7 protein-coding genes are annotated in these 6,385 nt (G+C 70.2%); 4 read left to right on the top strand and 3 right to left on the bottom strand.

The window, feature by feature from the left end; all coding sequences use genetic code 11:
* Nucleotides 1-176 precede the first annotated feature (176 nt).
* Nucleotides 177-839 (bottom strand): DUF899 domain-containing protein, encoded by a 663-nt coding sequence (locus tag RHOFW104R8_RS13670; RefSeq protein ID WP_068096020.1) that lies wholly within the window; start codon nt 837-839, stop codon nt 177-179.
* 400 nt (nt 840-1,239) lie between these two features.
* On the opposite strand from RHOFW104R8_RS13670, the gene RHOFW104R8_RS13665 reads away from it, so the two are divergent.
* The 4 genes from RHOFW104R8_RS13665 to RHOFW104R8_RS13650 all read left to right on the top strand — a co-directional run bounded on the left by RHOFW104R8_RS13665 (nt 1,240) and on the right by RHOFW104R8_RS13650 (nt 3,925).
* Nucleotides 1,240-1,479 (top strand): hypothetical protein, encoded by a 240-nt coding sequence (locus tag RHOFW104R8_RS13665; protein WP_068095963.1) that lies wholly within the window; start codon nt 1,240-1,242, stop codon nt 1,477-1,479.
* 93 nt (nt 1,480-1,572) lie between these two features.
* Nucleotides 1,573-2,799: a 5-demethoxyubiquinol-8 5-hydroxylase UbiM gene (gene ubiM / locus RHOFW104R8_RS13660; RefSeq protein ID WP_068095964.1), complete on the top strand. Its 1,227-nt coding sequence runs from the start codon at nt 1,573-1,575 to the stop codon at nt 2,797-2,799.
* A 98-nt stretch (nt 2,800-2,897) separates the two neighbouring features.
* Nucleotides 2,898-3,614 (top strand): AzlC family ABC transporter permease, encoded by a 717-nt coding sequence (locus tag RHOFW104R8_RS13655; RefSeq protein ID WP_235604443.1) that lies wholly within the window; start codon nt 2,898-2,900, stop codon nt 3,612-3,614.
* Nucleotides 3,614-3,925, top strand: a complete 312-nt coding sequence (locus RHOFW104R8_RS13650) for an AzlD domain-containing protein (RefSeq protein WP_007509273.1) — start codon at nt 3,614-3,616, stop codon at nt 3,923-3,925. Before RHOFW104R8_RS13655 ends, RHOFW104R8_RS13650 begins: the two co-directional genes overlap by 1 nt.
* A gap of 9 nt (nt 3,926-3,934) precedes the next feature.
* Here RHOFW104R8_RS13650 and RHOFW104R8_RS13645 read toward each other — a convergent pair whose 3' ends face one another.
* Both RHOFW104R8_RS13645 and RHOFW104R8_RS13640 read right to left on the bottom strand, forming a co-directional pair.
* Nucleotides 3,935-4,345 carry an OsmC family protein gene (locus RHOFW104R8_RS13645; RefSeq protein ID WP_068095969.1) on the bottom strand — a complete coding sequence of 137 codons (411 nt, stop codon included), beginning with the start codon at nt 4,343-4,345 and terminating at the stop codon, nt 3,935-3,937.
* A gap of 23 nt (nt 4,346-4,368) precedes the next feature.
* Nucleotides 4,369-6,144 (bottom strand): acyl-CoA dehydrogenase family protein, encoded by a 1,776-nt coding sequence (locus RHOFW104R8_RS13640; RefSeq protein WP_082823633.1) that lies wholly within the window; start codon nt 6,142-6,144, stop codon nt 4,369-4,371.
* Nucleotides 6,145-6,385: the final 241 nt, after the last annotated feature.

Below are 6,385 nucleotides of genomic sequence, written 5' to 3'. Positions count from 1 at the left end.
AAGGGCGGGCACGGCATCCGGACACCCTTTTGCCCAAGCGCGACTCGGGCAAAATCAGAATACAAGGGCGGGCACGGCCCGCCGGCTCTTCAATGCACCACGACCAAGAGCGGCGGGCCGTGCCCGCCCTACAAAGCTGAAGTGAGGGTGCGCTCCTACACGGGTTCCAGGCGGGGTTATTCGGGGTACTGGTCGTGGATCTTCACCTGGCTCCAGGTGGGTTGCTGCGGCCAGCTGGCGGGCGAGTCCTCCCAGGCTTCCTGGCGACCCCACGGGGTGGCGTCGAGCAGGCCGAAGGTGCTGATGGGCAACTCGATGCCGCGGCCGGTGGTGAACCAGGTCTGGAAGATCCCTCCGTCCGTGCGCAGGAACACCGACAGGCCGAACGGCGCGCCCTCGGCGCCGACGAAGTCGTCGTGGAAACTCGTGCCGTGGCAGGAATACCAGGGGAAGCTCCAGCCCAGCCGAGCCTTGACCGGCTCGATCTCGGCCACTCGGGCACGCGAGACCACCGCGAAGGCGACGCCGCGCGCATGCAGGTGCGCCAGGTTGCCGATCTGGTCGCAGTAGAACGAGCAGCCGGGGCAGACGTGGTCCGAATCCGGCGCCAGCATGTTGTGGTAGACGATCAGTTGCGGGCGGCCTTCGAACAGCTCGGCGAACGTGTGCGCGCCGGCGGGCGAGCCGAACGTGTAGCCATCGTCGACGCGCGTCATCGGCAGGCGTCGGCGGCGCGCGTTCAAGGCGTCCTGCGCACGGGTGAGCGCCTTTTCGTCGGCTAGCAGGGCGCGGCGTGCGGCCTGCCATTGTTCGCGCGTGACGATGGGTGGGTGGTTCATGGCGATTTCCTCGGGATGCATGGGATGGGGCGTTCAGTCGCCATCGGCTTCGGGTACAGGCGAGCAGGCACGATCTTCCGCAGTGATGTCCGGACAGGGTTGTCGAAGAAACGGTCCGGCCCGCGTCGCCCGGACGGCGTGCCGTTCTCGTCCGGCGCGGCCAGCACCCTCCAGCAGCAGGAGGAGAAGTGGGTGGCGCAGAGCCTGGGAGGCATCGTGGGTTGCCTTCGCGGGGGACTGTACCTGCGACGAATGGCGCGCCAGGGAATCGACATCCGTCGAGCCCGGGTGGGGCAATTTGCCTCACCCGTACTTGACCGGGATCAGGGTGGCGCCGGCCGGTACTGCCGAACATCGGTGCCAACGGCACCGCGGCGGTGCCCATGAAACGGGTAGTCTGATGGAATTCCATATCGCCCTGACCGACGCGTCCCCCGACCCCAGCGTGGTGCAAGACGCCCTGTTCGACGTCGACCCCACCGCGGTGGTCGATCTCGACATGAGCGGCCTGGTGCTGAGGGTATCCGCCTCGGCGACGACGGCGGACCTGGTCGAGGTCTTGCGGCAGGTCGGCTGGCCGGTGGCGCCGGAACAGGTGGTGCAGCTGCCGTCGATCTGCTGCGGCGGCTGCGGCGGCTGACGCGGCTGCCGATGCCGCTTTCTTGACCGGTGTCAGCGCTGGCTCCGGCGCGGGCCGATAGCTTGCTGCGGTCATCCCATGGGAGCGCGGTGCATGTCGTTCGATATCGTGATCATCGGTGCCGGCCCCGCCGGGCTGTGTTTCGCCCGTTCGCTGGCCGGCAGCGGCCTGCGCATCGCGCTGGTGGAACGGCAGGAGGAGGCGGCGCTGGTGGCGCCGGCGGACGACGGGCGCGAGATCGCGATCACCCACCATTCGCAGCGGCTGCTGCGCGAGCTGGGGCTGTGGGCGCGCCTGCGAGAAGACGAAATCGGCACCCTGCGCGACGCGATGGTGCTCGACGGCGAGGACCGCGACGGCCTGATGTTCCGCCACGGCGAGGCCGGCAAGCCGCAGCTGGGCTGGCTGCTGTCCAACCACGCGATCCGCCGCGCCGCGTATGCCGAGGTGGCGGGCCTGCCCGAGGTCGAACGCATCACCGGCGCGCGGGTGGGCGCGGTGCGCACCGGCAGCGATGGCGCGGAAGTCAGTCTGGACCGCGGCGGCACGTTGCACGCGCAGCTGGTGGTGGCGGCGGACAGCCGTTTCTCCGACACGCGCCGCGCCATGGGCATCGCTGCCGACATGCACGATTTCGGCAAGACCATGCTGGTGCTGCGCATGCGCCACGAGGTGCCGCACGAACAGGTGGCGTGGGAGTGGTTCGGTGTCGGCCAGACCCTGGCGTTGCTGCCGCTGCACGATGCGTACACCTCCTCGGTGGTGCTGACCCTGCCGCCGCCGGCGATGCGCGAACTGCTGGCGCTGGACGATGCGGTGCTGGAGGCGGTGCTGGCCGAACGCTTCCGGCAGCGCCTGGGCGCGATGAAGGTGGCCGGCCCGCGCTGCGCCTATCCGCTGGTGGGCGTGTATGCGAAGCGCTTCGTGGCCGAGCGCTTCGCGCTGATCGGCGATGCGGCGGTGGGCATGCATCCGGTCACCGCGCACGGCTTCAATTTCGGCCTGCTCGGGCAGGCCACGCTGGCGCGCGAATTGCGCGCGGCGGTGGACGCGGGGCGGCCGATCTGGAGCCCGGCGCTGCTGCAACGCTACGAACGCGAACACCGCCTGGCCACGCGGCCGCTGTATCTTGCCACGCGGATGCTGGCCGGCCTGTATACCGACGACCGCCGCCCGGCGCGGGTGGTGCGCAAGCTGGCGCTGGGCGCCGGTGCGCGGCTGGGGCCGTTCCGGCGGCTGGTGATGTCCGGTCTCACCGCCGATCGCGGCGGTGTCCCGGCGCCGCTGCGGTTGCTGCGGCGTTCGCAGCGGTCGGCGTAGCCGGAGCGGATTCGAGAGGTGTCGCGCACGCGGTGAGGTGAGGTTCCACCCCGGGCATGCGATAAGATCCGGGGATGAGCTTCTCCCCATCACCCGCCGTGAGAATCGGCCTCTCGATCGCCGTGGCGACCGGGCTGTACGGGGTGTCGTTCGGTGCGCTGGGCGTCGCCTCCGGGCTCGGCGTGTGGCAGACGGTGGCGCTGAGCGCGCTGATGTTCACCGGCGGCTCGCAGTTCGCCTTCATCGGCGTGGTGGCCGGCGGCGGCGCCGGCTCGGCCGCGTTCGGCGCGGCCACCCTGCTCGGCGTGCGCAACGCGGTCTACGGCATGCAGATGAACCGGATGCTCAGGCCGCACGGCTGGCGCCGGCTGCTCGCCGCCCAGGTCACCATCGACGAATCCGCCGCCACCGCCGCGGGCCAGCTCGATCCCGACGAACAGCGCCGCGGCTTCTGGACCGCCGGGCTGGGCGTGTTCGCGTTGTGGAACCTGTTCACCCTGGCCGGCGCGCTGCTCGGCGACGCGCTCGGCGATCCCCGGCGCTGGGGCCTGGACGGCGCGGCGGTGGCCGCGTTCCTCGGCCTGCTGTGGCCGCGCCTGCGCGCACGCGAACCGGTGGCGCTGGCCGTGGTCTGCGCGCTGGCCACCGTGCTGGCCTTGCCGCGGGTGCCGCCCGGCGTGCCGATCCTGCTCGCCGCGCTGGTCGCGGCGCTGTGGGGCTGGTTCAGCCGCGGGCCGGCGGACGAGGGACTGGAGCCGGACGTCGATCCGGCCGGCTACGACGGCGCCGCCGCGCCGCCGCGGGAGCACGATTGATGGCGCTGTGGGGATGGCTGCTGCTGGCCAGCGCGGCGGCGTATGCGATCAAGCTGGCCGGCTACCTGGTGCCGGCGCGCTGGCTGGAGAACGAGCACATGAGCCGCGTCGCCGGAACGCTGACGATCGGCCTGCTAGCGTCGCTGACCGCGATGAACACGTTCAGCGCCGGCGCGGCGCTGGCGCTCGACGCGCGGCTCGGCGCGCTGCTTGCCGCGGGTGTCGCGCTGTGGCTGCGCGCCCCGTTCCTGCTGGTGGTGGTGGTGGGCGCGCTGGCGGCGGCACTGCTGCGGCTGGCAGGCATCGGCTGAAGTTGTCCGTCAAGGGCCGGCCAGCCGTGAGGCGATGCGCACTTCGCCGGTGAGCACCTTGTGGATCGGGCACTTGTTGGCGATCTGCAGCAGGCGTTCGCGCTGCCCGTCGTCCAGTTCGCCCTGCAGGGTGATCACGCGGGTGATGTCGTTGCCCGACTCGGGCGTGCCGTCGGGGTTGAACTTGAGTTCGACGTCGACGTGGCGCAGCGGCCACTGCTTGCGCGCCGCGTACATCTGCAGCGTGATCGCGGTGCACGCGCCCAGTGCCGACAGCAGCAGCCGGTGCGGCGCGGGGCCGGTGTTGGCGCCGCCTTCCTCAAGCGGTTCGTCGGCGTGCCAGGTGTTGCCCTGGTCGTCGGTGAAATCGACCGCGTACGGCGCGTTGCCGGTGCTGGCGCGGACGGTGGCTATGCTCATGGCGGGTTCTCCTTCGGCGGGTTTCAGATCACGTCCCACATGTAGCCGTCGTGCGCGAGCACCGCGCCGGCCAGCTGCTCGATCGCCTCGTCCTCGTTGCGCTCCAGTCCGCGCACGTTGCGCGCCATGCGCCGGCGCGCCTGCTTGGCGAAGATCTCGGCGATGCTGGCCGCCTCGTCGGCAGCCGGGTGCGACTGCCTCGCCAGGCTGTCGGCGCGCGACAGCACGCACAGGCCGACGAACAGGTCGATCGCGATGTCGGCCAGCCGCTTCTGCGCGTGCTGCTGGTCGGCCGCCTTCTTGCCGTAGCGGCGCAGCAGTGCGTCGGAGGACTTGGACAGTTCCACCGTGTACTTCTCGTAGGTGGCGGCAACCTTGCGCAGCCGCGGCGACAATTCGTGCGCGATGCGGTCGATGCCGTAGCCGGTGGCCTCGCGCATGCGCCGGCCGGTGTAGCTGCCGAGCACGCCGAAGCCCTTGATCGGGTCGTTGAAGATGTCGCCCACCGCGGCCTTCAGTTCGCTGAGGCCCGCGCCCACACCCTTCAGGCCGGACAGCGCGATGTACAGGCGCAGGATCTCGTTGGTGCCCTCGAAGATCGACAGGATGCGCGTATCGCGGGTGATCTGTTCGTACGGGAACTCGCGCATGAAGCCGTTGCCGGCAGCGATCTGCAGCGCCTCGTAGGAGGCGCGCTGCACCGCCTCGCTGGCGAACACCTTGCTCATCGCCGCCTCGACCGAGTAGTCGCTGCCGCCGCTGTCGATCAGGTGCGCCACCATCCACACCGCGCTTTCGGCGGCGTAGCAGTCCACCGCCATCTGCGCGATCTTCTCGCGCACCAGGCCGAACTCGGCGATCGACTGGCCGAACTGTTTGCGCTCCTTCGCCTGCGCGCAGGCGAGCCGGATCAGCGTGCGCATGCCGCCCACCGCGCCGCCGCCCAGGCCGGTGCGGCCCGAGTTCAGGATACTCATCGCCACCTTGAAGCCCTTGCCGACCGGGCCGAGCACGTTCTCCGCCGGCACCCGCACGTCGGCGAACGCGACGGTGGTGGTGCTTGAGGCGCGGATGCCCATCTTGTCCTCGTGCGGGCCGTGGCTTACGCCGGGCCACTTCGCCTCGACCAGGAAGGCGGTGATCTTGCCTTCCGGTGTGTCGGTACGCGCGAACACGGTGTAGAAATCGGCGATGCCGCCGTTGGTGATCCAGATCTTCTCGCCGGAGAGCGTCCAGCTGCCGTCGCCGTTGCGCGTCGCCTTGGTGCGGATCGAGGCGGCATCGGAGCCGGCGCCGGATTCGGTGAGGCAGAACGCGGCGATCATCTCGCCGGTGGCAAGCCGTGGCAGGTAGCGTTGCTTCTGCGCGTCGGTGCCGAACAGCAAGAGGCCCTTCATGCCGATCGAGCTGTGCGCGCCGATGGTCAGCGAAACCGAGCTGTCGTGGCTGCTGGTCTGGCCCAACACGCGCGCATAGGCGCCGTTGGACAGCTCCATGCCGCCGAACGCCTCGGGGATGATCAGGCCGAACAGGCCCATCTCGCGCAGCGCCTGGATGAATTCGGCCGGCTGCTCGGCGTCGCGGTCGTACTGCTTCAGCTCGGCGCCCTTGCCGGCGAGGAACTGGTCGATCGCGTCGGTCATCGCGCCCAGCATCTCGCGGTCGCGGGCGCGGATCTCCGGGTAGGGGAACAGGTTCTCCTCCAGGATGTTGCCCAGGAACAGCTGTTTGGCGACGCTGTCGTCGCTGCGCAGCGCGGGCTGCTCGGGGCCGGCGGGTGATGGCGTGTTCACGTGCATTCTCCTGGGCGGGCAAAGGTCCATTCTGGCACTTCGACCGCCGCTGGACATGCCACGAATCGACGCAGCCTGCGCCGGCCGCCGCTTCGATTCATGCCGCGCCACTCCGCCTCCGGAGAAGGCCGGCAGGCGCAGCGGAACGGCTTGAAACCGATGCGGGGCGAACCCAAGTCGTGACATAGACTGGCTTGTATCGAGGGTTTGCGGACAAGTGCGCACTGGGCGCGCGGTGCCGGATTCC

Origin of the sequence: Rhodanobacter sp. FW104-R8, from assembly GCF_001617365.1 — a bacterium.
GTDB lineage: Bacteria > Pseudomonadota > Gammaproteobacteria > Xanthomonadales > Rhodanobacteraceae > Rhodanobacter.
This window is presented reverse-complemented; position numbering and strand designations above follow the sequence as displayed.

Bases quoted from the DNA above. Each gene is read 5' to 3' on its own strand.
- RHOFW104R8_RS13670 (WP_068096020.1), bottom strand. From the start codon at position 839: ATGAACCACCCACCCATCGTCACGCGCGAACAATGGCAGGCCGCACGC.
- RHOFW104R8_RS13665 (WP_068095963.1), top strand. From the start codon at position 1,240: ATGGAATTCCATATCGCCCTGACCGACGCGTCCCCCGACCCCAGCGTG.
- ubiM (WP_068095964.1), top strand. From the start codon at position 1,573: ATGTCGTTCGATATCGTGATCATCGGTGCCGGCCCCGCCGGGCTGTGT.
- RHOFW104R8_RS13650 (WP_007509273.1), top strand. From the start codon at position 3,614: ATGGCGCTGTGGGGATGGCTGCTGCTGGCCAGCGCGGCGGCGTATGCG.
- RHOFW104R8_RS13645 (WP_068095969.1), bottom strand. From the start codon at position 4,345: ATGAGCATAGCCACCGTCCGCGCCAGCACCGGCAACGCGCCGTACGCG.
- RHOFW104R8_RS13640 (WP_082823633.1), bottom strand. From the start codon at position 6,144: ATGCACGTGAACACGCCATCACCCGCCGGCCCCGAGCAGCCCGCGCTG.